The 24746-nt window shown below is 67.7% G+C and carries 22 protein-coding genes and 1 tRNA gene; 11 read left to right on the top strand and 12 right to left on the bottom strand.

From position 1 onward, the window contains the following. Position 1: 1 nt before the first annotated feature. Together ACFTZB_RS06330 and ACFTZB_RS06325 are read right to left on the bottom strand one after the other, a co-directional pair. Positions 2–994 carry a YbhN family protein gene (locus ACFTZB_RS06330; RefSeq protein WP_378430609.1) on the bottom strand — a complete coding sequence of 331 codons (993 nt, stop codon included), beginning with the start codon at positions 992–994 and terminating at the stop codon, positions 2–4. Between the two features lie 69 nt (positions 995–1063). Continuing rightward, complete coding sequence (locus tag ACFTZB_RS06325; protein ID WP_378430608.1) at positions 1064–1783, bottom strand: DapH/DapD/GlmU-related protein; 720 nt, start codon at positions 1781–1783, stop codon at positions 1064–1066. A gap of 105 nt (positions 1784–1888) precedes the next feature. Here ACFTZB_RS06325 and ACFTZB_RS06320 point away from each other — a divergent pair, with 105 nt between their 5' ends. Together ACFTZB_RS06320 and ACFTZB_RS06315 are read left to right on the top strand one after the other, a co-directional pair. After that, positions 1889–2989 (top strand): DegT/DnrJ/EryC1/StrS family aminotransferase, encoded by a 1101-nt coding sequence (locus tag ACFTZB_RS06320; RefSeq protein WP_378430607.1) that lies wholly within the window; start codon positions 1889–1891, stop codon positions 2987–2989. Beyond that, entirely contained in the window at positions 2989–3948 is a 960-nt protein-coding gene (locus ACFTZB_RS06315; RefSeq protein WP_378430606.1) for a Gfo/Idh/MocA family protein, read from the top strand. Before ACFTZB_RS06320 ends, ACFTZB_RS06315 begins: the two co-directional genes overlap by 1 nt. On the opposite strand, the gene ACFTZB_RS06310 is transcribed toward ACFTZB_RS06315, so the two are convergent. Further along, positions 3938–4894, bottom strand: a complete 957-nt coding sequence (locus ACFTZB_RS06310) for an NAD(P)/FAD-dependent oxidoreductase (protein WP_378430605.1) — start codon at positions 4892–4894, stop codon at positions 3938–3940. The two genes, ACFTZB_RS06315 and ACFTZB_RS06310, sit on opposite strands and share 11 nt — an antisense overlap. A gap of 86 nt (positions 4895–4980) precedes the next feature. On the opposite strand from ACFTZB_RS06310, the gene ACFTZB_RS06305 reads away from it, so the two are divergent. Next, positions 4981–5604, top strand: coding sequence for a helix-turn-helix domain-containing protein (locus ACFTZB_RS06305; RefSeq protein ID WP_378430604.1), 624 nt, complete (start codon positions 4981–4983; stop codon positions 5602–5604). 61 nt (positions 5605–5665) lie between these two features. After that, positions 5666–6517, top strand: coding sequence for an SGNH/GDSL hydrolase family protein (locus ACFTZB_RS06300; RefSeq protein ID WP_378430603.1), 852 nt, complete (start codon positions 5666–5668; stop codon positions 6515–6517). On the opposite strand, the gene ACFTZB_RS06295 is transcribed toward ACFTZB_RS06300, so the two are convergent. Continuing rightward, positions 6489–8705: a hypothetical protein gene (locus tag ACFTZB_RS06295; protein ID WP_378430621.1), complete on the bottom strand. Its 2217-nt coding sequence runs from the start codon at positions 8703–8705 to the stop codon at positions 6489–6491. The genes ACFTZB_RS06300 and ACFTZB_RS06295 overlap by 29 nt on opposite strands. Positions 8706–8754: 49 nt before the next feature. On the opposite strand from ACFTZB_RS06295, the gene ACFTZB_RS06290 reads away from it, so the two are divergent. The 3 genes from ACFTZB_RS06290 to ACFTZB_RS06280 all read left to right on the top strand — a co-directional run bounded on the left by ACFTZB_RS06290 (position 8755) and on the right by ACFTZB_RS06280 (position 13046). After that, on the top strand, positions 8755–9555 hold the full coding sequence (locus tag ACFTZB_RS06290) for a glycosyltransferase (RefSeq protein ID WP_378430602.1): 801 nt from the start codon (positions 8755–8757) through the stop codon (positions 9553–9555). Positions 9556–9636: 81 nt separating this feature from the next. Then, positions 9637–11526 (top strand): glycosyltransferase, encoded by a 1890-nt coding sequence (locus ACFTZB_RS06285; protein WP_378430601.1) that lies wholly within the window; start codon positions 9637–9639, stop codon positions 11524–11526. After that, positions 11523–13046: a mannosyltransferase gene (locus ACFTZB_RS06280; protein ID WP_378430600.1), complete on the top strand. Its 1524-nt coding sequence runs from the start codon at positions 11523–11525 to the stop codon at positions 13044–13046. The genes ACFTZB_RS06285 and ACFTZB_RS06280 overlap by 4 nt, the downstream gene beginning before the upstream one ends. Here the strand turns inward: ACFTZB_RS06280 and ACFTZB_RS06275 are convergent. From ACFTZB_RS06275 to ACFTZB_RS06250, 6 genes are all read right to left on the bottom strand, one after another. Next, positions 13018–13893 (bottom strand): class I SAM-dependent methyltransferase, encoded by an 876-nt coding sequence (locus tag ACFTZB_RS06275; protein ID WP_378430599.1) that lies wholly within the window; start codon positions 13891–13893, stop codon positions 13018–13020. The two genes, ACFTZB_RS06280 and ACFTZB_RS06275, sit on opposite strands and share 29 nt — an antisense overlap. Positions 13894–13956: 63 nt before the next feature. Continuing rightward, the gene (gene rsgA / locus ACFTZB_RS06270) at positions 13957–15039 is read right to left on the bottom strand and encodes a ribosome small subunit-dependent GTPase A (protein ID WP_378430598.1); all 1083 of its coding nucleotides are present in this window, start codon (positions 15037–15039) and stop codon (positions 13957–13959) included. Positions 15040–15194: 155 nt separating this feature from the next. Then, a complete protein-coding gene (locus ACFTZB_RS06265) occupies positions 15195–16106 on the bottom strand; it encodes a glycosyltransferase (protein ID WP_378430597.1) in 912 nt (303 codons plus the stop codon). Next, the gene (locus tag ACFTZB_RS06260; RefSeq protein ID WP_378430596.1) at positions 16103–16999 is read right to left on the bottom strand and encodes an ABC transporter ATP-binding protein; all 897 of its coding nucleotides are present in this window, start codon (positions 16997–16999) and stop codon (positions 16103–16105) included. The genes ACFTZB_RS06265 and ACFTZB_RS06260 overlap by 4 nt, the downstream gene beginning before the upstream one ends. 12 nt (positions 17000–17011) lie before the next feature. After that, positions 17012–17884: an ABC transporter permease gene (locus ACFTZB_RS06255; RefSeq protein ID WP_005248784.1), complete on the bottom strand. Its 873-nt coding sequence runs from the start codon at positions 17882–17884 to the stop codon at positions 17012–17014. Positions 17885–17932: 48 nt separating this feature from the next. Continuing rightward, positions 17933–18535, bottom strand: coding sequence for a bacterial proteasome activator family protein (locus ACFTZB_RS06250; protein WP_378430595.1), 603 nt, complete (start codon positions 18533–18535; stop codon positions 17933–17935). A gap of 132 nt (positions 18536–18667) precedes the next feature. Here ACFTZB_RS06250 and ACFTZB_RS06245 point away from each other — a divergent pair, with 132 nt between their 5' ends. Then, complete coding sequence (locus ACFTZB_RS06245; protein WP_012691164.1) at positions 18668–19870, top strand: cysteine desulfurase-like protein; 1203 nt, start codon at positions 18668–18670, stop codon at positions 19868–19870. 73 nt (positions 19871–19943) lie between these two features. Here the strand turns inward: ACFTZB_RS06245 and ACFTZB_RS06240 are convergent, their stop codons facing one another. Beyond that, positions 19944–20939 (bottom strand): NAD(P)H-quinone oxidoreductase, encoded by a 996-nt coding sequence (locus tag ACFTZB_RS06240; protein WP_378430594.1) that lies wholly within the window; start codon positions 20937–20939, stop codon positions 19944–19946. Between the two features lie 122 nt (positions 20940–21061). Here ACFTZB_RS06240 and ACFTZB_RS06235 point away from each other — a divergent pair, with 122 nt between their 5' ends. The 3 genes from ACFTZB_RS06235 (at position 21062) to ACFTZB_RS06225 (ending at position 24379) form a co-directional block, all read left to right on the top strand. Next, entirely contained in the window at positions 21062–21544 is a 483-nt protein-coding gene (locus tag ACFTZB_RS06235) for a MarR family winged helix-turn-helix transcriptional regulator (RefSeq protein ID WP_378430593.1), read from the top strand. Between the two features lie 42 nt (positions 21545–21586). Next, a tRNA-Ser gene (locus tag ACFTZB_RS06230) sits at positions 21587–21673 on the top strand. A 966-nt stretch (positions 21674–22639) separates the two neighbouring features. Continuing rightward, the gene (locus ACFTZB_RS06225) at positions 22640–24379 is read left to right on the top strand and encodes an ATP-dependent endonuclease (RefSeq protein WP_378430592.1); all 1740 of its coding nucleotides are present in this window, start codon (positions 22640–22642) and stop codon (positions 24377–24379) included. A 13-nt stretch (positions 24380–24392) separates the two neighbouring features. On the opposite strand, the gene ACFTZB_RS06220 is transcribed toward ACFTZB_RS06225, so the two are convergent. After that, positions 24393–24746, bottom strand: a complete 354-nt coding sequence (locus ACFTZB_RS06220; protein WP_378430591.1) for a TfoX/Sxy family protein — start codon at positions 24744–24746, stop codon at positions 24393–24395.

Here is a 24746-nt window from a genome sequence, read left to right as displayed (position 1 = left end):
CTCACGACGGCTGCGGCACCCGGGAATCCTCGTGGACGAGGGCGTTGCGCAGTGAACGCGAACCGGCGACCGCGGCGACGAAGCCGGCGAGCACCTCGCACAGCGTGAACACCAGGCGGGACGCGAGGGCCAGCCCCAGCGCCACCCCGCTGTCCATGAACGGGGACAGCGCCGCGACGACGACGGCCTCGCGGACCCCGATGCCGGACGGCGCGACGACCACCAGCACACCGGCGCACATGCCGAGGGCGATCGCGCCGATGCACTGCACCAGGGTGCCCACCGCGAATCCCGACGTGCTCGACGCGAGGAACCACAGATGCACGCCGTACAGCACCCAGCTGACGGCGCACCAGCCGAGGGCCCGCCCGATCTTGTGCATCGTCAACTGCCGGTGCAGCGGGGCGCGCCGCAGGATCCGCAGGGCCAGGTTCACCAGCCGGGTGAGGATCGGGGGATAGCAGCAGACGAGGGCGATGGGGACGAGGACGATGACCGCGACTGCGGCGACGGTGCTGATGTGGAACAGGGCTGGCAGCGCGAGCAGCCCGACGACCAGCGCGGACGTGATGCTCAGCCCCACGGTGACGAGGACGGCGACGAATCCGTTGGCACGCGACACCCCGGCCCGGCGGACGAGTTCGGTCTGCAGGACGAACGCCCACACGCTGCCCGGTAGGTACTTGCCGAGCTGGCCGACCAGGTAGCAGCGGGCGGCGTCGAACGCGGGAATCGGGTGTTCGAGCGCGCCGAGCGCGTGCTGCCACGCGCGCACCGCGGCACCCATGCCGAGGAACACGAACACCGCGGAGACGGCGAGCGCCCACCAGTCCAGCTGGGTGATCGTGTCCCGGACCTCGGCCCACTGTGATTTCACGGCGAACACGACGGCGACGACGATCGCGAGGGTGACGAGGATCCGCAGCGTGTTCATCAGGACGGCGCGGCCGCCGCGGTCGGGGACGATCTCGGGATCGGTGTCCACGAGAACCACCCCCTCACCGGCAGTGCGCTGCAGCAGTGCAGCGTTCGATTCCGACGATAGCAATCGGAGGGCGCGGGATCAGGAAACGAGCGGTTTCACCGCCAACTCCCGCCACCAGGCGAACGCGTCGGCGAGCGACCGCGGCAGTTCCGCGTCTGCCTGGAGCCGCCCCGAGGCGAACAACGTCTCCACCGCCTCGATGTCCCGGTCGGCGATCCCGGACCGGCTCATGCCCACCCGGTTGGCGCCCCGCAGGGCGGCGGGATTGCCGAACACCGTGGCGAACGGCGGAATGTCCTTGGCGACGACCGATCCCATGCCGACCATCGCGCGGGCCCCGATCACCCGCCGCTGATGCACCACCGCGCTCATGCCGAGATTGACGCCGTCGCCGAGCGTCACGTGACCGCCGAGGGTGCTCGACGGTGAGAGGACGCAGTCTTCGCCGATCCGGACGTCGTGCTCGACGGACGTGTGGTTCATGACGAATCCGCCGCGCCCGATGGTCGTCGGGCGCTCGGCGCCCTGTTGGACGGCGCTCATCTCCCGGATCACGGTGCCCGCGCCGATCACCACACCCCGGTGCGGGCTGACCTCCGTCCACGTGCGGGGATGCGTCTTCCCGATCCACTCCGGCGGCGCCCCGAGCGTCGCGTGGGCGCCGATCCAGCAGTCGTCGCCGATGTCGAGGGGGCCGGTGAGGACGGCATACGGTCCGATGCTGACCCGGTCTCCGACGGTGACGCCGTCGCCTATCACGACGGTCGGGTGGATCTCGCAGTTTTCACCGATGGTCATGAAAGTTTCGGATTCCTTCCAGGAGCCGTGCAGACCGTGGGAACCTTCAAGTGGGTGCAATCTGTGAAGACGGTGTGAACTGCACGTCAATCTATCGGAGGAACCGTGATCGCGATCTCGAGTATTTCCTTCGGAGAGGATGTCGAGCGCGAGGTTCTCGACACCCTGCGATCCGGGATGGTCGCGCAGGGACCGAAGGTCGCGAGGTTCGAGGAGGGGTTCGCCGAACTCGTCGGCACCCGGCACGCGGTGGCCGTCAACAGCGGCACCACCGCGCTGATCGCGGCCCTGCGGGTGCTGGACCTGCAGCCCGGGGACGAGGTGCTCACCACCCCGTTCACGTTCGTGGCCACGCTCAACGCGATCCTCGACGCCGGCGCGACGGCACGGTTCGCCGACATCGGGGAGGCCGACTTCGCGATCGACCCCGACGTAGCGGAGCACTGCGTGAACGACCGCACCCGGGTGCTGATGCCGGTGCACCTGTACGGGCAGACCGCGGACATGGGTGCGCTGATGCCGCTGGCCGGGTCGCGGGGACTGGCGGTGGTCGAGGATGCGGCGCAGGCGCACGGCGCGACATTCGACGGCAGGGGCGCGGGCAGTTTCGGGCTCGGCTGCTTCTCGTTCTACGCCACCAAGAATCTCACCACCGCCGAGGGCGGCATGGTCACGACGGACGACGACGCGGTGGCCGACCGGTTGCGGGTGCTGCGGAATCAGGGCATGCGCAGGCGCTACGAGTACGAGATGGCGGGCCAGAACTTCCGGATGACGGACCTGCAGGCCAGTGTCGGTTTGCCGCAACTGGGTTCGTATCTGCAGCAGGTGGAATCACGCCGCCGCAACGCGGAGGCGCTGCGGACCGGGCTGAAGGACGTCGAAGGTCTCGTGCTGCCCTCGGAACTCGCGGGCCGCGGGCACGTGTGGCACCAGTTCACCGTCGTCCTCGCGCCGGATGCGGCGATCGACCGCGACACCCTCGCGCGGCGTCTGGGCGATCGGGGAGTGGGCAGCGGTGTCTACTACCCGAGGACCGTCTACGACTACGACTGTTACCGCGACCATCCCCGGGTGATCGCCTCGCCGACACCGATCGCGACGTCGGTGGCCCGCAGGTGCCTCAGCATCCCCGTTCACGCCGCGCTCTCCACCGACGACGTCGACCGGATCGTCGCGGCGGTGCGCGAGGCGATGGAGGCGTGATGACGTCCACGCGACCGCGGATCGCGCTCGTCGGAGCCGGGAAGATGGGGTCGCTGCACGCCCGCGTCCTCGCGCAGTCGCCGCTGTGCGACCTGGCGCTGCTCGTCGAACCGCGTGAGGAACACGGACGGGACGTCGCCGCCCGGTTCGGTGCGGAGTGGGCCGCGGATTTCGACGACCTGGACGGCATCGACGCCGTCGTCGTCGCGGCGGCGACCCCCGCGCACTACGAGGTGGCCGGCCGTGTGCTGGACCTGGGAAAGCCGCTGCTCGTCGAAAAGCCGCTCGCCGCAACGTACGAGGAGAGCACCGATCTGGTGAAACGCGCCGCCGCGACGGGTGTCCCGCTGATGTGCGGTCTGCTCGAGCGATTCAACCCGGCGGTCCGGACGGCCCGCGAATTCGCCGGTGACGTGTGGCAGGTCAACGGAATCCGGCACTCGCCGTTCGTCTCCCGCATCCCCACCGGCGTCGCGACGGACCTGCTGATCCACGACGTCGACCTGGCGATCGGATTCGTCGGATCGCCGCCGGTCGGGGTGAAGGCCGAATTCGGTTACTTCCACGACAGTTCGCGGCGCAACGAGGCCGAGGACTGCGCGGAGGCCGTGCTGCGGTTCGAATCCGGTGCGGTGGCCACCATCTCGGCCAGCCGGGTGAGCCAGCGGAAGGTCCGGCAACTGTCGCTGCTGGAGCCGGACCGGCTGATCGAGATCGACCTGCTGCGCCGCGACATCACCATCTACCGGCACATCGACGACGACCTGCCCGCCGACGGGTACAAGCAGCAGACCGTGATCGAGATCCCCACCATCCGCTACAGCGACGAACCCCTCGCCGCCCAGCTCGCGCAGTACGTCGGGCTGGTCGGCGGCGAGGGGGACGCCGACGCGGAGCGCGAGTCGATCCTGCCCGCGCACCGCGTGGTCCACGAGGCGACCGTGTCCGCTACCGGCTGAGCGCCCCTTCGACCGCCAGCCGGGTGTCTTCGGCGATGAGGTCGGCATTGAGGGTGGCGGCGGCGGTCAGTCCGGCTCCGGCGGCGACGATCACCTGTGCCTTCGGGTCCGCGACATTGCCGGCCACCCACACGCCCGGAACCGTGGTGGCGCCGGTCGCGTCGGCGGCGACCGCGGTGCCGATCACGTGCCCGGCCATCTCCATCTCGGTGGTGCCGAGGCCGAGGGTCGTGAGGAAGTCGGCGCGGGCCCGGAACAGCGGCGGGACCACCACGGCGGTGAGCGGGAAGACCCGGCCCGTACCCAGCCGGACACCGGTCAGCCGGTCGCCGCGCACCTCGAGTCCGGCCACCGCGCCGTCGATCACGGCGACCCCGCGGGCGGCGAGCTGCTCGTACTCCTCGCCGGTGGGTTCGGTCGCGTCGTTCAGGAACAACGTCACCCGATCGGTCCACTGGCTCCACATCAGCGCCTGGTGCACGGCCAGCGGACTGCCGGCCAGAACGCCCACCGGCTGGTCCCGGACCTCCCACCCGTGGCAGTACGGGCAGTGCAGCACGTCGCGTCCCCACCGTTCGGCCACCCCGGGGATGTCGGGGAGGACGTCGACGAGGCCGGTGGTCACGAGCAGCCGCCGCGACCCGACGGTCCGGCCGTCGGCGAGCGTCACCCGGAACTCCCCGTCCCCGACCTTCTCGGCGGACGTGACGGTGCCGGTCACGATCTCCCCGCCGTAGCCGGCGACCTCCTCGCGTCCGATAGCCAGAAGTTCGGCGGGAGGGGTGCCCTCTCGGCCCAGATAGTTGTGAATGTGCCCGGCCGGTGCGTTGCGGGGTTCGCCCGCGTCGATCACGAGCACGGATCGGCGGGCCCGCGACAGCGTTAGTGCCCCGCCGAGTCCGGCCGCGCCGCCGCCGATGACCACCACGTCGTAACTGTCTTCCATCGCGTTCTCCTTCGTTCGTCGACCTCGTGACGTCCACTGTCCGGGCAGATCGCGATCCTGGCAAGAATGTTTGCCGGTGTGGCAAAGTGGGTGGTGTGAATGACGACCTACCCGATCTGGACGGCGTCCTCGACGCCGTGGGACCGCGGCTCAAGGCACTGCGGCAGCAGCGCGGCGCGACCCTCGCCCAGCTCTCCGAGTCCACCGGGATCTCGGTGAGCACGCTGTCGCGGCTGGAGGCCGGTCAGCGCAAACCCACCCTCGAACTGATGCTCCTGCTGGCCCGCGCCCACCAGCTACCCCTGGACGAACTGGTCGACGCCCCCGCCACCGGCGACCCTCGCGTCCACCTGCGGCCCCTCGACCGCAACGGCACGACGATCATCCCGCTCACCCGCAGGCCCGGCGGGATCCAGGCGTTCAAGCACGTGATCCCGCCGGGCGACCCCACCGCGGTACCGAACCTGCAGGTCCACGAGGGCTACGAATGGCTGTACGTCCTGTCCGGCCGGCTGCGACTGCTGCTCGGCGAACACGACGTGATCCTGACGCCGGGGGAGGTCGCGGAATTCGACACCCACGTGCCGCACTGGTTCGGCAATCCCGGACCCCAGCCGGTGGAGATCCTCAGTCTGTTCGGTCCCCAGGGCGAGCGGGCGCACGTCCGGACCGTCCCGCGGGGAACGGCGTCCGGCACCGAGCGTCGGTAGAATTCGTGCGGACCGGTGACGAGCGCTCCCTCCGAGGCGCAGGACGTGATGGGGAGGCCCCGTGCGACGCTGGATTCCCGGTGTTCCCGTAGCGGTTCTGATTCCGCTCCTCGCCGGCTGCGCCACGTCGACGGCACCGCCGGTCGCGCAGCCGCAGCCCGAGTCGCCGCCCACGGTCGCGACGCTCGTGGGTCTGGGCGATTCGATCCCGGCCGGTGACGGATGCCCCGGATGCACGCCGTTCGTGGAACTGTTCGGCGATCAGCTGTCCGGCGACGCGGCCCTGCCCGTCCAGGTCGCCAACCTCGGTGTCGGGGGCTGGACCAGCACCGACCTGCTCGATTCCCTCGAACCCGGCGCATACGACGCCGACGCCGTGAGTGCCGCCGATCTCGTCACCGTCACGATCGGCGCCAACGACTTCTACACCGAACTCGACGACTACCTGGACGGCGACTGCGGCGGCGACGACGGGCTCGGCTGCTTCGCGCCGGTGCTGCCGGAGTTGCAGACCACGCTGACGTCCGTGCTCGACCGCATTACCGAACTGCGGGCCGGGCAGCCGACCGCGGTGCTGGTCACCGGCTACTGGGACGTCTTCCCCGACGGCGACGTGGCCCGCGAGTTGTACGGCCCGCAGTTCCTGCGGGACAGCGCCGTGCTGACGTTGCGCGCCAACGACGTCATCTCGGAGGTCGCGGGCTCGGAGGGCGCCACGTACGTCGACCTGTTCAGCACGTTCAAGGGGACGTGGGGCGACGGCGACCCCACCGGACTGCTGGCCGACGACGGCGACCACCCAAACCAGATCGGCCACCAGTTGATCGCCGACGCGTTGTCGTCCGCGGCGGCCGCGGGATCCGGCTCCACCGACGCGTCGGCGTTCACGTCGTCCGGCTGGTCGCCCCGCTGACCTTCCGGCGGCGCACTACCGGGTCGACGACGGACAGGATCAGCACCACGACCGTCGCCGCGCCGAACGCCGCGACGGACAGGTTCTGCCGCGGCGGCCGGAACGTCACCACCAGTTCGTGGTCACCCGGCGGCACCGACACTTCGAGCAGACCGTGCCAGCCCGCGGTCGCGTCCACCGGCACGCCGTCCACGGTGGCCGAGTAGCCGGGCCACGCGAGGCGGGCGAACGAGACGGTGCCGCCGCTGCCCGTCACCCGCACGGTCTCCGTCGCCGCTTCGGTGTCGGACGAGACCACCCGGATCCCGTCGGACGCGAACGACACCCGCCCGGGCAGGGGCAGCGGCCGGTCGCGTTGCAGCACCGTCCGGGCGTCGCTGCGTTCGGTGACGTGCCAGCCGGGTGGGGGCGGTGCCGTCTCCACCTCGGGCACCAGGTGGTGCTCCACCACCAGCGTCGACACCCGCAGGTAGTCGATCAGCGGTAACGGAATGTCCGCGTTCACCGGCTGCCACAGCGCCCCGTACACACCGGGGCAGACGGCGCCCCGGTAGTCCATGCACAGGGCCTCCTGGAATTCGGTGAACCCGATGCCGGTGTACGCGTTGATGCTGCCCTCCGCGGACGACGCCATGATCTCGTTGCCGAACAGGATCCGGCCCGCGGTGACGTCGTCGGGGGAGGTGTCGCCGAGGTCGGCGAGTTGCAGGACGGTGCCCTGGTAGCGGTCGGTCTGCGCGGACAGCAGCGACGTGCTGGACGGGTCGACGCGGCTGTCGCGGTCGACGTCGTGGGTGAGGGACCAGACCTGCGCGGCGGTCACCGCCACCGTCCCCAGGACGAGGGCGGCGACGAGACCGGTCGGGCCCAGGGTGCGCCAGGCGAAGTACGCGACCGCGCACAGCGCCGCGACGAGCAGCGTGAACAGCGCGTGCCTGCCGGTCAGGGCCGGGGAGGACGCGAACGCCAGGTAGAAGCCCAGCGCGATCAGCACCGCCGACGCCGTCGCCCGCCGGCGCACCCGGTCGCGGGACGGTCCCAGCGACAACGCGAGCGACAGGCCGATCACCACGCACAGGTACAGGTATTCGACCAGGCGGATCGGCCAGCGGAACATCCCGACGTTCGACGGTCCGAACGTGAAGAGGAAGTAGACGACCGTGATGATCGCCAGGCTGACGAGCGGTCGCCCGTGCGCCCGGCGGAACCCCGCGGACGCGAACAGTGCGCGGATCCGGCCCCACGGCAGCCACGGCAGCAGCGGCAGCACGAACCACGCGAGGTACAGCGACGGGATCACCTCGACGGGACCGCCGAACGTCATGATCACGGGGAGATACGACGGGCTGCTCATTCCCGCGGGGCCGCCGATCTGCGGCTGCAGGAACGTGTCGTTGAAGATGCCGGTGCTGCCTGCGCGGGTGGTGACGTCGACGCTGAGGAACAGCGGCAGGTACGTCACCAGCGCGGCGGTGCCCGCGCACGCGCCGGTGATCACGAGCACGAGCAACCGGAAGAACTCCCGCTGGATCAGGAGGCCGATCCCGAGGCCGAGGAGGATCACCACGGCGCCGAGTGCGGCGTACGGGTTGCCCATGCTCACCGTCAGCGCGCCGATCAGGAACGTGATCAGCGGGTTCGTGCGACCGCGGGAGAGGCGGAGCGCCGACCACCAGAACAGCGTCACCCACGCGACGGCCATCATCCCGGACGGCCAGCCCGCCGCCTCGTAGAACAGGGTGAAACCGCTGAACGGAATCGTCAGCCCGGCGAGGACCGCGGGACCGCGCCGGGCGCCGTATTCGCGGCACAGCAGGTACGTCCCGAGCGCGAACAGCGCGAGGAACTCGGCCATGATCACGAACGACGCGACCGACAGGTCCTCGAACTTCGCGGCCAGCATGTAATTGGCGAGGTTGACGGGGTTGTAGAGACCGTAGGCGGCCTCGCCCGCATAGTTGCCGCCGATCCAGGCGTCGGGATTGACGGCGAGCCACCGCCCCGCGAGCAGTTCCCCGCCGATCCGGTGCCAGGACGGCACGAACGATTCCAGCATGTCGCCGCCGTAGTAGAAGCGGTCGTACACGATCCGGGGAATCGTCGCGATGGCCGCGGCGGCCACTGCGACCGCGAGTGCCACCGCCCATTCGGGGACGCCGCGTATCGATCGGGTGAACGTCGAGGACACGGACGCGGAGGGTGCCACGGACTCCGAGCCTACGAGTTAGGCTGCGCCCGTGCGCCTTTTCGGTTGTTCCCACGACCAGAAGGGCGCACGTGCGCCGAAGGCGCTCTCGGTGGTCGTGCCCGCCTACAATTCCGCCGCCGTCATCGAGCAGACCGTCCGCCGGGTGGCCGAGCGGCTGGCAGGCCACGACGTCGAGATCGTCGTCGTCGAGAACGGCTCCACCGACGACACCGAGGACATCTGCACCCGCCTCGCCGCGGACTGGGCGCCCGGGCCCGTGACGCTCGTCGTGCTGCGGAGCGACAAGGGCATGGGCAACGCGTTGCGGACGGGCGCGGCGGCGAGCCGCGGCGCGCACGTGCTGCTGACCGCCGACGACCTGCCGTTCGGGTTCGACGACCTCGACGGCGCCGAGCTGTTCGCCGAGCGCCACGGCCGCCTGCCAGACGTCGTGATCGGGTCCAAGGCCCACCCCGACTCGCAGGTGCGGCGCGGCGCCCTCCGGGGAACCCTGACGTGGGGTTTCGCGGCGCTGCGGCGGGTGGTCCTCGGGATGCGCACCGGCGATCCCCAGGGCACCGTCCTGATCGATGGCGACCTCCTCCGCGGCCTCGTTCCCGACCTCGTCGAGCCCGGGTTCCTGTTCACCACCGAACTCGTCTACCTCGCGGAGCGCGCAGGCCTCGTCCCGGTCGAGGTGCCGGTGCGTCTGAGCGCCGACCACGACAGCCACGAAACCCGCATATCCAGGGCCGATGTGCTCGCGATGGGGGTGGGACTGTTCCGGCTGCGGGCCCGTCACCGGGACGGAGGTCGCCTCGCATGGTCGGGGAGTGCGTCGCGAGGTTGATACCCTGCGAACCGAGAAGAGGATCGTGCCGTCGCGTTGGTGCGGTCCAGCCCACCTCTCGCGGGGAACAGTAGGAGCACTATGAACGAGTCTGCGTCGGTAGCACCTGTGGACGGGAGCACGGCCGCGGTCCGGAGTGCTCTCACCGAGCATCGCGCACCCGACCGCCTGGTGGTGGCGCGAGGTCTGTTCACGGGACCGACCACCCGGGTGAAGGACGACCTGTACGCCAGGATCGTCAAGGGACGCGCCCACCGCGAGCGGCACGTCGTGCACCTCGAGAAGGGTGCGACGGTCGACACCGACACCTACTTCGGCCGCTTCGCGGCCAGTTACTACCAGCGCTGGACCACGGTCACCGACGTCACCGTCGGTTTCCGCCACGAGGCCGACGGGCGCGCCGTGGTGGCGCTGCGCGGCTCCGATTCGGGTGGCAACTCCCGCATCCTGTCGACGACGGAGATCGACGGCACGGGCACGGCGACGCTGTCCGCGAAGCTCGACGCCTACCTCGACGGCGGCTCCCTGTGGGTGGAGTTCACGGCCGTCGACGGCGCCCTCGCCGTCAGTGAGCTGGAGTGGACCGTCGCCGCGCCGTCGGTGATCCGTCCCGCCGCGATCGCGATTTGCACGTTCAACCGCGCCGACGACTGCGCCGAGACCGTCGCCGCCATCGCGAACGACCCGACGATGGCGGCCGGCATCGATGCCGTCTACGTCGTCGACCAGGGCACTGATCACGTGTCGGACCGGGAGAAGTTCACCGAGGTCGCCGACATCCTGGGCGACAAACTCGTCTACCTGCGACAGCCGAACCTGGGCGGGGCCGGCGGCTTTACCCGCGGCATGTACGAGGTGTCGGGCATCAACGAGCACGCCAACCTGATCCTGATGGACGACGACATCCTGTGTGAGCCGGAGTCGATCCTGCGGATGAACGCGTTCGCCAACGTCACCTCGGAGCCGACGCTCGTCGGCGCGCAGATGCTGTACCTGATGAACCCGGAGCACCTGCACGTCAGCGCGGAGGAAGCGGACCTGTCGAAGCTGAAGGCGGGCCGCTGGGCGGCCGGATCGCGGCACGACATCAACCTGCTGAAGAAGAAGCAGCACAAGCGCGTCGACGCCGGCTACAACGCGTGGTGGTCGTGCCTGATCCCCGCCGAGGTGGTCGCGCAGATCGGGCTCCCGCTGCCGATGTTCTTCCAGTGGGACGACATCGAGTACGGCATCCGCGCCCGCGCGGCCGGTTTCGTCACGGTCACGCTGCCCAACGCCGGTGTGTGGCACGCGGACTTCCACTGGAAGGACCGCGACGACTGGGCCAAGTACTTCAGCATCCGCAACTCGCTGATCGCCGCCGCGCTGCACAGTGATTTCGACGCGAAGTCGCTGAGCAAGATGATGACGCGGGAGATCACCCAGTACCTGGTGTCGATGCAGTACGGCTTGGCGTACACCATGATTCGCGGAATCGAGGATTTCCTCGAGGGTCCGAAGGTGCTCGAGGACGGCGGTCAGGCCGTGCTGGCGGCGATCCGGGAGGAGCGCAAGCGGTTCCCCGAGACCGTCAAGCATCCCGCGACGAACATTCCCGGTGTCCGCAACTCCGACCTCGTCACCCGGTATGCCGGTTTCGAGCCGGACAAGAGCAAGATCGACCTCGTCCTCGCCAAGCGTGCGGCGTACCAGTGGCTCGGCCGCACCCAGCACGGTGTCGCGAGTATTCCTGTGGCCGAGGCGCACTGGTGGCACGTGTCGCTGTTCGACACCGCCGTCATCACCGACGCGTCCCAGTCCGGGGTGCGCGTGCGCCGCCGCGACAAGGAGACCGCGCGCGAACTCACGGCCCGGACCGCGAAGCTGATGAAGCGATTCCGCGAGGATGCGGCGTCGACGCAGCGCCAGTACCGGGATGCGTTGCCGCAGCTCACCAGCCGGGAGAACTGGGCGCGCCTGTACGGTCAGTGACGTTGCCCGGACCGTCGCCGGCCCGCGACGTGCGTGGGCTGTCCCGGGATTCGCTTCTCGTCTTCGCCGTCGGTGTGTTGCTCGGTGCGGCGTGGAGTTGGCGTCCGTCGTTCTGGTACGACGAGGTCGCGACGCTGTATTCGAGTCAGCGGTCCCGGCCGGACCTGTCGAATCTGCTCGGCCACATCGACGCCGTGCACGGTCTGTATTACGTCGCGATGCGCTATTGGTTCGCGGTGTTCGGGGCGTCGGAGTTCTCGGCGCGGTTCCCGAGCGCCCTCGCCGTGGGCGCCGCGGGCGCAGGTGTGGTGGTGCTCGGTGCGCTGATCTCGACCCGGCGGGTGGCGGTGCTGTCCGGGTTCCTGTTCGTGATCCTGCCCAGCGTCACATGGGCGGCCGCGGAGGCCCGCGGATACGCGGCCACGGCGGCGGCCGCCGTCTGGCTGACCGTGATTCTCCTTGCCGCACTGCGGCTCCGGAGGTGGTGGCTGTGGGCGCTGTACGCGGTGGGCCTGGCGGTGTCGATCGTGTTGTTCGTCTACCTCCTCACGCTGGTGCCCGCGCACCTGCTGACGCTCCTGCTGCTGCGCGCGGCCCGGCGGTCCTGGCTGGGATGGGCGTCGGCGACGGCCGTCGGCACGGTGATCGCAGCACCGTTCGTGGCGCTGGTGCGCCGGGAAGCCGTCCAGGTGGCGTGGATCCCGCCGCTCGACCGCAACCTGCCGCGGGCCGTGGCCGAGTACCAGTGGTTCGTCGGCGCGCCGTGGTTCGCGGTGCTGTTCGCCGTGCTCGTGGTGGCCGGGGCGGCGGCCCTGGCGCGCGGTCGCCGGCTGCCGCCGGTGCTGTCCGTCGCGCTGCCGTGGGTCGCGGTGCCGATGGCGCTGCTGCTCGCCTACTCGCTGCTGCGCAGCCCGGTGTACCTCCCGCGGTACTTCACGTTCACGACGCCCGCGGTGGCCCTGATCGGCGGACTGTGCCTGGCCGCGCTGACCCGGAAATGGTGGCAATCCGCCGCGGTGCTGGCCGTATTCGCGGTCGCGGCATCGCCGGGCTACGTCGCCCAGCGCGACCAGTGGGCGAAACCGAGCGGCATGGACTTCAGCACCGTCAACGTCTTCGCCGGGCAGCACCTCCGGCCCGGTGACTGCGTGCTGTTCGACAAACCGGCCTGGAACCCCACGTCGCTGCGGCTCGTGAAGGACGTGCGGCCGGAGGCGTTCGACGGCACCCGCGACATCGGGCTGGGGACCACCGCCGCGAGCCGGGGGTCGCTGTGGGACGACGAACTCGCCGTCCCGGATCTCGCCGGCCCCCTCGACTCGTGCTCCGTGGTCTGGTTCTTCACCGACTACGAACGCGACAGCGAGCGCATCATCCGGCACACGTCCAACGAGGTGTGGACCCTGCCGCCGTACCACTTCGAGGACACCGAGGCGTTCGCCGCGCTCACCCGGTCCGGACTGCGGATCGACGAACGTGCGACGTTCAACGTCACCCAGGCGGTGAAGCTGGTGCGGTGATCCGCACGACCACCTGCTCGTGGTTGGCGGTGTAGCTGAGGTACTCGAATCCGACGTCGGTGCGGTCGACGAACTCCGTCCACGCCCGATACTCGTGCTCCTGCCAGCCGGGGAAGTTGAAGAACTCGTCGAACACGATCACCGTGCCCGCGACGAGCCGGTGTTCGAGCCGGTCGAGCACCGCCTTCGTCGACGAGTACAGGTCGGCGTCGAGATGCACGAACGACACCGGTCCGGGATGCTTCTCGAGGAAGCCCGACAGCGTGTCCTCGAACAGTCCGGGCACCAACTCCGCGCCGCGCACCTGGGGTAGTTTCTCCTGCGCGAACTCCCCGGCCGGGAACCCGGTGCGCCACGTCTGCGGCAACCCGGAGAACACGTCGAACCCGAACACCTCGTGCTCGGCGTCCTTCAACTGTTCGACGATGATCCGGAGCGTCGTGCCCGACGCCACCCCGAATTCGAGGGCCAGCCCCTCGACCTCCACCTGCGACAGTCCGTAGCGCAACGTGTCCTGCGGGTTCCAGAACACGGGCGCCTTCGGCATGTGCTCGAGCACGAACTCCGCGGCCTCCTTCGTGGCCCGCACGTCCAGCGCCTGGGTGATGTCGCGGCGGGCCTGCTGCTCGAGTTCGCCGAGCCGCTGCTGGACGTCGGAGATCTCGATGCGGGCATCGGCCAGCTCGGACAGCACCCGCGCGAGTTCCTGATTGGTCGCGCTCAGCTCGGCCAGGGTCTGGTCGTGCTGGTTCTCGGTGAGCTCGCGGGACCGCCGGTCGGACTCGGCGACCACCTCGGACATGGCACGTTGCAGCTTGAGACGGGCCTTTCTCCGAAGATCGAACATAGCCCCATGTTGCCACCCGCATCCCGGCTCAGGGAGTCAACCGGGATGCGGGTCGTTGACCCGTCAGTGACCGCGGCTGCGGTACATCTGCCGCTGCCACCGCGCGATCGTCTTCCACTCCCGCTCCCGCTCGGCCCGCAGCCGCGCGTCGGTGCGTGACGCGATCCACCCGTTCTCGCGAATCAGCTTGCGGTAGCTGGCGAGCCTGCGTTCGGGCAGTTCGCCGTCCGCCACCGCGCCGAGAACCGCGCATCCGGGTTCGGCCTGGTGCGAGCAGTCCGCGAACCGGCACTGCGCCGCGAGTTCCTCGATCTCGGGGAACGTCTTGTCGATGCCGTCGGCCGCGTCCCACATGCCGACGCCCCGCAGTCCCGGCGTGTCGATCAGGGCGCCGCCGGACGGCAGCGGCAGCAGTTCCCGGTGTGCCGTCGTGTGCCGTCCCTTGTTGTCGCCCTCGCGGACGCGTCCGGTGGCGAGCACGTCTGCGCCGAGCAACGCGTTCGCGAGCGTCGACTTGCCCGCGCCCGACGGCCCGAGGAGGGCGACGGTCCCGTCGATCACGGCGGTGAGGATGTCGATGCCGTCGCCGGTGTCGGCGCTCACCGCGACCACGGTCGCGCCCGGCGCCACCGCCGCCACTTCCGCGGTCGCGAGGGAAACGTCGTGCACGGTATCGGATTTGGTGAGTGCGACCACCGGCTGGGCGCCGCTCTCCCACGACAGTGCGAGCAGTCGTTCGATGCGCCCGAGATCGAGGGCGGTGTCCAGTGCGGCGGCGATCACCACCGTGTCGACGTTGGCTGCGAGGAGTTGCCCCTCGGACCGGCCGGACGCGGACGACCGGACGATCGCGCTGCGCCGGGGGAACAGGTCGGCGACGGCCATGTCGTCGCCGTGCCGGTGGAGTGTCACCCAGTCGCCGGTGCACAGCGTGTGCTCACCGGCGAGGGCGCGGACGATGCCCGCGGGGGCGGCGACGTCGCAGCGACCGCGGTCCACACGGATCACCCGCCCGGGCTCGCGGCCGTCGTCGGGGTAGCTGTCGAAGGTGTCGGAGAGTGTGTCGTTCCAGCCGTAGGGAAGGAGGTGTCCGGAATCGAACATGGTGGGTGTGATCCTCAGGTCGATGAGTGCCGACCGGACCACTGCGCGGGTTCGGTCAGGCGAGGGGGAAGGGGGAGTGGACGCACGCGGCGTCGACCGACGAGACAGTCATCGGACACTCACTCCTTCGCAGCAGATCGGGATATCGACCGGAACCCCACGATGCTCTCACCCGGCGGAACCCGGGCGCAACCGATTTACGGCCGCTCGAACCGCTCTCGACGGCCCAGCTTGCGCAGCCGCATCCACTCCCGCAGACCCTGCGGATCACGCCGCGTGACGAGGAAGTACCACCCGAACCGCACCCATTCCTGCGGCAGCAGCTTCCGCATGCCCGGCTGCGACAGCAGGTAGCCGCGGTTGCGGTAGGTGAAGAACCGTTTCGTCTCGTTGTCCGGGTACTGCGTGTGCATCCGGCCGCCGAGGATCGGCTTGAACTCCTCCGCGCCGTTCGGGTGCACGTACGCCGTCTGCAGGCAGGTGCCGAACGGAAGCCCCGACCGCACCAGCCGGCGGTGCACCTCCACCTCGTCGCCGCGGACGAACAGCCGCAGGTCGGGAACACCGACCGTGTCGATCGCCGACGCCCGGAACAGGGCGCCGTTGAACAGCGACGCGATGCCCGGCAAAAGGTCGGCCGAGTCGTCGCCGTCGGTGAACAGTTCGGACCGCAGCCGACGCCATTCCACGCCGCGGCGCAGCGGGAACGCGAGACGGTCGGGGTCGTCGATGTCGCAGACCACGGGCGACACCTCGGCCAGTCCGTGTCGCTGCGCGCAGTCGAGCAGCGTCTCCAGAACCTTCGGGCCCTCGGGCCTGCCGTCGTCGTCGGCGAGCCACACCCAGTCGGCGCCGAGCGAGAGGGCGTACAGAATCCCCAGGGCGAAGCCGCCCGCCCCGCCCAGATTGTGCTGCGACCCGAGGTAGCTGGTGGGGATCCCGGACGATTCGACGAGTTCGCGCACATCGTCCTCGGCGGCGTTGTCCACGACCACCAGATGGTCCAGCGGACGCGACTGCGAGCCGAGGACCTTCAGCGATTCCGCCAGCAGTTCCCGGCGTTTGTGGGTGACGACGACGCCGACGATCCGCTCGGCAGCAGCGCTCACGCGGACTCCGCCTCGGCTTCCGCGGCCGTGCGAACGGGACGCTCGTTCGATCTGTCGCTACGGACGTCCCGTTCGGCCGCGGCGGTCAGCCCGGACTTCTCCCGGTCCATCTCGTAGATGACGTGGCGGACGTGGTCGGCGGCGTCGTCGCCCTCGTACGCGCGGACGACGTCCTCGATGCCGCCCTCCTGCCGGACCTGACCGTGGTCGATCCACATGGCCCGGTCGCACAGCTGGGCGAGGAACTCGTTGGAGTGGCTGGCGAACACCAGGATGCCGGACCGCTCCACCAGCGCCTGCAGCCGGACGCGTGCCTTCTTCATGAACTCGGCGTCGACGGCGCCGATGCCCTCGTCGAGCAGCAGGATCTCGGGGTCGATGCTGGTGACGACGCCCATCGCGACGCGCACCCGCATGCCGGTGGAGTACGTGCGCAGCGGCATCGACAGGTATTCGCCCAGCTCGGTGAAGTCGGCGATCTCGTCCATCTTCGCGAGCATCTGCTTGCGGGTCTGCCCGAGGAACAGCCCGCGGATGATGATGTTCTCGTAGCCGGAGATCTCGGGGTCCATGCCGACACCGAGGTCGAAGACCGGGGCCACGCGGCCGCGGATGCTCGCGCTGCCGCGGGTGGGCTCGTAGATGCCGGACAGCAGGCGCAGCAGCGTCGACTTGCCGGCGCCGTTGTGGCCGACCAGGCCGATCCGGTCGCCTTCCTTCAGCGACAGGTTGATGTCGCGCAGGGCCTCGACCACCACGACGTCCGAGTTGTTGCGACCGATCGATCCGCCGGCCTTGCCGAGGAACGCCTTCTTCAGCGACCGGGACTTGGCGTCGAAGATCGGAAAGTCGACGCAGGCGTCCCGCGTCTCGATGCTCACGTGTTCTGTCATTTGCGGTGACCCCTAAACCCAGTAGGGCACGCGGGCCCGGTACTTGCGAAGCGCGAGGATGGCGGCGGTCCACCCGACGACGGTGATGGCCAGCACGATGTACCAGTGGTACGCCTGCTGGTCCTGGCCGATCATCGGCGCGCGCACGATGTCGAGGTAGTGGAACAGCGGGTTCAGCTCGGCGAGCTTGACGCGCTCGGCGGCCTGACCGCCCTGCGCCTCGAGGCTCTGCGTCGTCCACATGATCGGTGTCAGCACGAACAGCAGCAGCGTCATGCTGCCGAGGATCGGCGCGATGTCCCGGTAGCGGGTGGAGAAGATGCCGAACATGATCGACACCCATGCCGCGTTGACGACGATCAGTGCGATCGCCGGGATCGCGGCCAGTGACATCCAGGTCAGGTGCCGCCACACCCCGAACGCGAACAGCATGATCACGTAGATGACGAGGTTGTGGGCGAACAGCAGCAGTTGCCGCCACACCAGCCGGTACACGTGGACGCTCAGCGCCGACGGCAGCTGCTTGATCAGCCCCTCGTTGGCGATGAACACCTCGGACCCCTCGAGGATGCTCGCGCTGATCAGGTTCCAGACGATCAGACCCACGGTGACGTACGGCAGGAACTCGTCGAGCGGGATGTCCAGCAGGGCCGAGTAGAGGATGCCCATCGCCGCGGCCTGCACGCCGGTGGCGATGGTGATCCAGAACGGGCCGATCACCGACCGGCGGTAGCGCTGCTTGATGTCCTGCCAGCCGAGGCTCAGCCACAGCTCGCGCTGAGCGAAGCCGTCCCTGAGGTCCTTGAACGCGCGACGGAAGGTCTGCGAATCGGACGCCGGGAGCGGGCCGCCTGCGGCCTCGGTTTCGATAGCGGATGCTGACACGGGCACCGAGCCTACCGGGAGTCGAGTTCCATGCTGTTTCGCCCGTTGCTACAGGTACTGGCCGGTACCGCTCGACTGCGATCCCGGATCGTTGTTGTGCGGCCCGTGCGGGTTGCCCATGCTGATGCCCGGAGGCAGGGCTCCCTGACGCATCTGCTCGAGCTGGGAGCGGGCCGCCATCTGCTGGGCGAACAGGGCCGTCTGGATGCCGTGGAACAGTCCTTCGAGCCAGCCCACCAGCTGCGCCTGCGCGATGCGGAGTTCGGCGTCGGTGGGGACGGTGTCGTCGGTGAAGGGCAGCGTGAGGCGTTCGAGTTCGTCGCGCAGTTCGGGGGCCAGGCCCTGCTCGAGCTCGTGGATGGACGACTTGTGGATCTCCTTCAGCCGGTTGCGGCTGGCGTCGTCGAGCGGTGCCGCGCGCACCTCCTCCAGGAGCTGCTTGATCATCGTTCCGATGCGCATGACCTTGGCCGGCTGCTCCACCATGTCGGCCACCGACTCGGCGCCGTTCCCGTTCTCGGCGGCGGCGGCTGCGGCGGCTGCGGCGGCGTCGGAGCCCTCGGGCTTGCTCGCGGCCTCCGCGACGGGAATCGCCATGGGCTGACCGTCGGGACCGATCACGACTACGTGTTCATTCTCCGAGTTCGTCATGCCTCCATCTTGGCTGTTCCTGCGCGGCAGTGCGAAAGTGCGTCCGATTTGGCCCTTTCCCACTTTGTTGCATTCGACAACAATCGATGGCTGGCTTCGACCGTATTGACTTGGGGTCTTAGAGTGTCGGGCATGGCTTACGACGTTGCCCGCGTTCGGGGACTCATCCCCTCACTCGGCGACGGTTGGATCCATCTCGATCCGCAGGCCGGCATGCAGATTCCGGACGCGGTGTCGCGCACTGTCTCCACGGCCTTCCGGGCTTCTGCCTCTTCGTCGACCGGGCGACATGTGTCCAGCCGGCGCAGTGCGGCGGTACTCGATGCGGCCCGAGCAGCCGTCGCCGACCTGGTCGGAGGCGATCCCGCCGGGGTCGTGCTCGGACCCGACCGATCCGTTCTCCTGGCCTGGCTGGCGGAGTCGCTGAGTACGCGACTCGGTCTCGGGACCGGGCTCGTGCTCTCCCGCCTCGACGAGGAAGCGAACGTGGCGCCGTGGCTCCGCGTCGCCAGCCGCTACGGCGCCCAGGTGCGGTGGGCGGAGGTCGAGATCGAGACGTGCGAACTCCCCAGCTGGCAGTTCCAGGACCTCATCACCACCACGACGCGTCTGGTCGCACTCACCGCAGCCTCCCCCATCGTCGGCTCGGCGCCCGACGTCCGCGTCGCCTCGGACCGCGTCCACGAAGTCGGCGGACTGATGGTCGTCGACGCGATCGGCGCCGCCCCCTACGCGCACGTCGACATCAACGAACTCGGTGCGGACGTCGTCGCCGTCGGCGCCACCTCCTGGGGCGGACCGCAGGTCGGGGCACTCGTGTTCCGCGACCCGTCGCTCCTCGACCGCATCCCGGCCGTGTCGCTCAACCCGTATGCGCGGGGTGTCGAACGTCTCGAGGTCGGGGTGCATCAGTTCGCGCTCCTCGCCGGCCTCACGACGTCGATCGACTTCCTCGCGAACCTCGACGAATCGGCCACCGGTTCGCGGCGCGAGAAGCTCGAGGCGTCCATCAGCTCGCTGCAGAACTACCAGGACACGCTGTTCGACCACCTCATGTCCTCGCTGAAGCGGCTCCCGCAGGTCATGGTCATCGGGCGGTCGCCGAGCCGGGTCCCGACGCTCAGCTTCACCGTCGCCGGAGTCTCGGCCGACAAGGTCGCGTCGCACCTCGCCGACAAGCGCATCGCCACCGTCAGCGGCGTCCACGGCGGCTCCCGGCTGCTCGACGCCCTCGGTGTCAACGACGAGGGCGGCGCCGTCACCATCGGTCTCGCGCCGTACACCACCCGCTACGAGATCGACCAGCTCGTGAACGAGCTCGCCACCCTGGGCTGACACCGGGCCTGCCCGCCCGATGTGACATTCGTTGCACCGGAGAGGGACGGCGAATGTCACATCGGACGAAGCGTCAGTTCCGCGGGATCGTCAGGATCACCTTGCCGACGGTGTCGGCGGAGTCGAGCAGTTCGTGGCCGCGCGGCGCCTCGGTGATCGGCAGCTCCGCCGAGACGATGGGATGCACCGCGCCCTCCGCGATCAGCGGCCACAGCCGCTTGCGGACGTCGGCGACGATGTCGGCCTTGCCCTCGCGGCCCGACTCGGGCCGTCCCCGCAGTCCGGCCGCCGTGACGTGGGCGCGCTTGGACAGCACCTTGCCCAGGTCCAGTTCGCCCTTGCGGCCGCCCTGCATGCCGATGACGACGAGCCGGCCGTCGGCGGCGAGCACGTCGACGTTGCGGCCCAGGTACGCGCCGCCCATGTTGTCGAGGATCACATCGGCGCCGTGTCCGTCCGTCGCCTTGCGGATCTCGTCGACGAAATCGGCTTCCCGGTAGTTGACGAGGATGTCGGCGCCGAGTTCGCGGCAGCGCGCCAGTTTCTCCTCGGATCCGGCCGTGACGGCCACCCGGGCCCCCAGCGCGACACCCACCTGGATGGCGTGCGTGCCGATGCCGCCGCCACCGCCGTGCACCAGCAGCACATCGCCGCGGGACAGCCCGGCACCCATCACCACGTTCGACCACACCGTGCACGCGACCTCCGGCAGCGACGCGGCGACGAGCAGGTCGACGCCCTCGGGCAGTGGGAGCAGCTGCGACGCGGGGACAGCCACCTTCTCCGCGTAGCCGCCGCCGGCCAGCAGCGCGCACACCTGGTCGCCGACGGACCAGTCGGACACTCCCTCGCCGACCTCGGCGATCGTGCCGGAGCATTCGAGCCCGAGGATGTCGCTGGCCCCGGGCGGCGGGGGATAGAACCCCTGGCGCTGCAGCAGGTCGGCGCGGTTGACGGCGGTCGCGGCGACGTCCAGGAGAACGTGACCGGGGGGAAGTTCCGGGTCCGGCTGCTCGGCCCACGTCATGACTTCGGGGCCGCCGGGCTGATCGATCGTGATCGCATACATGGGAACGACGCTAGCGAAATGCGGTGGCTCTCGGTGCCGGCGGCCGGTCCGAGCGACCGCTCGGCTTCTTCCGGCCACGCACGCTACTGGAAAGTAATGTCGGACTACTAGAATGTGAACCTGTGACAGCAGAAACTTCCGACGCCGAAGCCTCGACCAACTGGTTGACGGCGGCCGAGATGCGTGCGTGGCGCGGCTACATGGACGGCAACCAGCGGCTGATGGACGTCCTCAACCGAGATCTGCAGGAGAAGCACGACCTCTCCCTCGCGGACTACCGGATTCTGGTGCTGCTGTCCGAGTCTCCGGACGGCTCGCTGCGCATGAGCGATCTCGCGGACGGCGTCCTCTCCTCCCGCAGCCGCCTCACCCACCAGATCCGGCGGATGGAATCGCAGGGCATGGTCACCCGCGACACCTGCCTCGAGGACGGCCGCGGCGTGCTCGCCGTCATCACCGACGAAGGTCGCGCCCGGCTCGCCGACGCGGCCCCCACCCATGTGGCCGGGGTGCGCAGCAACCTCGTCGATCTGCTCACCAAGTCTCAGCTCAAGGTTCTCGCCGAGGTGTTCGAACGCGTCGACAAGGCCATCGGCGACCGCTGACCGGTTGCCCGATGCCGCCTCCGTACCGATAAGATCGCCCACGGAAGCGTGGCAGAGCGGCCGAATGCACTCGCCTTGAAAGCGAGCGTGGCGTTAAACCCACCGGGGGTTCAAATCCCTCCGCTTCCGCAGAGTGAAAGGCCCTGACCTGGCGATAGGTGCCAGGTCAGGGCCTATTCTTTCCCACCGCGGTGCAGTCAGTCCGTGCGTCCGTATGTTGGATGCGCCTACCCATCGAGCGCGCCACCTCTCCTTGCGAGACGTCATCTAACCACTCCGCATAGGTGTCGCCTGGCGGGTGTCAACACTGCAGATCTGACGCCGTATAACGCGTGACAAACTTCGTCGGATGCATCAGCGTGTGTGCCCAGGCTTGTCCGCGCATGCTCGCACAACCGTCCGATTGCGCTAAGCCCTCGGCCTTTCGATAGGTGAGGCTGCACCATTGGCACGATCTCGTGGTCGATCAAATTGGGCGAAGCCTGAAACGCCGTTGAATGTGGGTATTCGACTAATTCGTCGGAGTGCCCGCCGGGCGCGGCAGGCGGGTTCGCCACGCTATCGCGCCGCCAACACCGGGCAGCGCGGTTGACGCACTTTCGGCGCTATTGCCCCGCGTCGTACCCCGGTTTCAATCCCGCTTCCGATCTGGTGGTCTCCCGCTCTCCCGGAGCAGCTGGTCGTCCGCCGGTGGGATCCGCGGATGCATCCATCTCCGCGAACTCTTTTGTGGGGTCTCGCGGCCGAGTTGAACGTTGAATGGTTTGGATTTGTCAGTCCACTCGGAGTTGCGAGGAATGGCCTCGATGGCTTAGAGACCCCGCCTTGAGGGCGCCAGGACGAAGGCCTACGAGGAACTGACACTCTCCATTCAGCCGCGTGCAGATTTTGTTTTGGCTTCTTCATCCGAACACCAAATCTAGTCCGGGTGCTTCGCGACGACCCGAACCTGTCGATCTAATTCTCAACTCCTGCCACGAAGCGAAGTTGCTCAGCTAGTCTGATACCTTGCTTTCCAGATAACTTGACCTGCATGATTGGCTAGAATCCACCCTTCGTGTGCTCTTCGTATGGTGGGTTCTCGAAGGAGTATGGATGATCTCTCGCCTATCGTTGACCAACTACAAAGGATTTGAGAGGTATTCACTAAAGTTCAACAAAGAATCCTCGGTCCTTGTAGGCCCAAACAATGCGGGAAAAAGTACGATAATCGGGGCGTTGCGCTTGTGCGCCCAGCTATTGTCCTATTCGAAGAGGAAGCCTCCGCGTGACGCAGCTCTGGACGTTTCCCGGGGGCGCAGCGTGAAGGTGCACCGCCTGGCCGCGGCGTCGACGGGTTTCATCGATGAAAATGTGACACACGAGTTCAGGCAAGTGGAGGCGAGGATTGAGCTGCATTTCCAAAATAAGTCAGCACTATTCGTTGTGTGGCCAGTTGATTCGGAGCCATATTTCTATCTGGAGAACGTCCCAGGAATGCAGCCAAGCTCCACTGCGAAGGTGAAAGAGATATATCCAGACATTGGAGTGGTTCAAACTCTCACACCGGTCGAACATCGAGAGGTGGTGCTCACCGAAAAATATGTACGTGAGCATCTCGGGTCGCGCCTTGCGAGCAAACATTTTCGAAATCAGCTATATTTGATGAAGTTGAATGACTATGATAAATATGTTGAATTCTGCGACTATTTCATTGATAATACACCCGAGGTTGTCGACGTAGAACTATCCGTATCGTATACGGGCACGCCGGAACTCGATTTGTTTTTCGATGAAGTGAAGTCGAAAATATCGAAGGAGATCTATTGGGCGGGTGATGGTCTGCAAATTTGGTTTCAGGTCGTGTTTCATGTGTGGCGGCACGGTGACGTAGACACGCTAATTCTGGATGAGCCGGATGTGTATCTCCACCCGGATCTTCAGCGGCGACTCGTAAGTCTCGTGGAAAATTTGAGCCCTCAGTCGATAATTGCGACGCACGCGCCCGAAATTCTTGCGGAGGCAAACCGTGATTCAATCATCTACATAGACAGAACCAAGCGCTCTTCTCGTCGCGTATCGAACGATAAAGCGATGGCGGAGCTGCATGATTCCCTGGGGTCGGGATTTAATTTGCGATTGGCGAAAGCCCTGCGGTCGCGTGTTGCACTCTTCGTGGAGGGCAACGATATGAAGATACTCTCGAATCTTGCGCGGCAACTCGGTGCGAAGAAGTTCGCGGGTGAACGTGGATTGACTGTGGTGCCGATGGGTGGGTCGAGCAATAGGTCGCTTGCTTCCTCCTTTGGACTTCTTAACAGCACAATTTTGGATTCTTCGGTCGAAATAGCTGTATTTTTGGATCGCGACTACCTCGATTCCGAGGATGTTGCGGAAATTCTGGACGAGTTTTCCAAGCAGAAGGTGCATGCCCACGTGTGGGAAAGGAATGAGATCGAAAGCTATCTTGTCGAATCGACGGTTATTTCGCGCCTGTCTGGCATGGATAAATCGAGGATTGACCAGTTCTTGTTGGATTCTGCGGAGAGTCTGAAGGAAGGCGTATTTAGTCATGTCCTCGTCCATGCGCTGCATAAATCAAAAAAGACCGGCGAGCACGAAACGACCACATATAAGCGTGTCAGGCGAGAATTCGATCGGCGTTGGCTTGCTGACACCAAATGGCGGATGCATGTGTGTCAGGGAAAAGAACTCCTTAGTCTCACGAACCAGCACATTGATGCGGAGGGTGGTCGCGTTGTAAGCGCGCGGAAGCTTTCCGCCTCCATTAGAGGTGACGAGTTGGCAAGTGAGTTGGCCTCTGAGATCTTGGCAATCGAGGAGAAATTGCGTTAGCCCGTTCCTCTATCTACCTCCTCGGCTGCTTCGGCGGCAGTTCGGCGATCTCGGCGAGCGCGCGTTCGATCCACGGCGTGGCGAGATCGGGGGTGTCCCGCCACCGGTCGGGCAGGGCCAGGTATTCGCGCATCGGCTTCTCACCCGGACCGAATCCGCCGACGCCGTCGGTGGAGGCCAGTTCGTTCTTCGCCTGCTCGGTGAGGAGCCGCACCCCGACGCTCGGCCCGAGCAGCCCGGCGAACATGTTGCCGTTGACGAACGCGCCCAGGTTTCCGAACATCGGCTTCACCTCGACGCCGGGGGTGTCGGGGATCAGCGAGCGGAAGAACTGCTTGTCCTCCTCGGACGGTTTCGGCATCTTCAC

Origin of the sequence: Rhodococcus sp. NPDC057014, from assembly GCF_042673295.1 — a bacterium.
Taxonomy (GTDB): domain Bacteria; phylum Actinomycetota; class Actinomycetes; order Mycobacteriales; family Mycobacteriaceae; genus Rhodococcus_F.
Note: the sequence above shows the minus strand (reverse complement) of the source record. Positions and strands in the feature narration are given on the sequence as shown.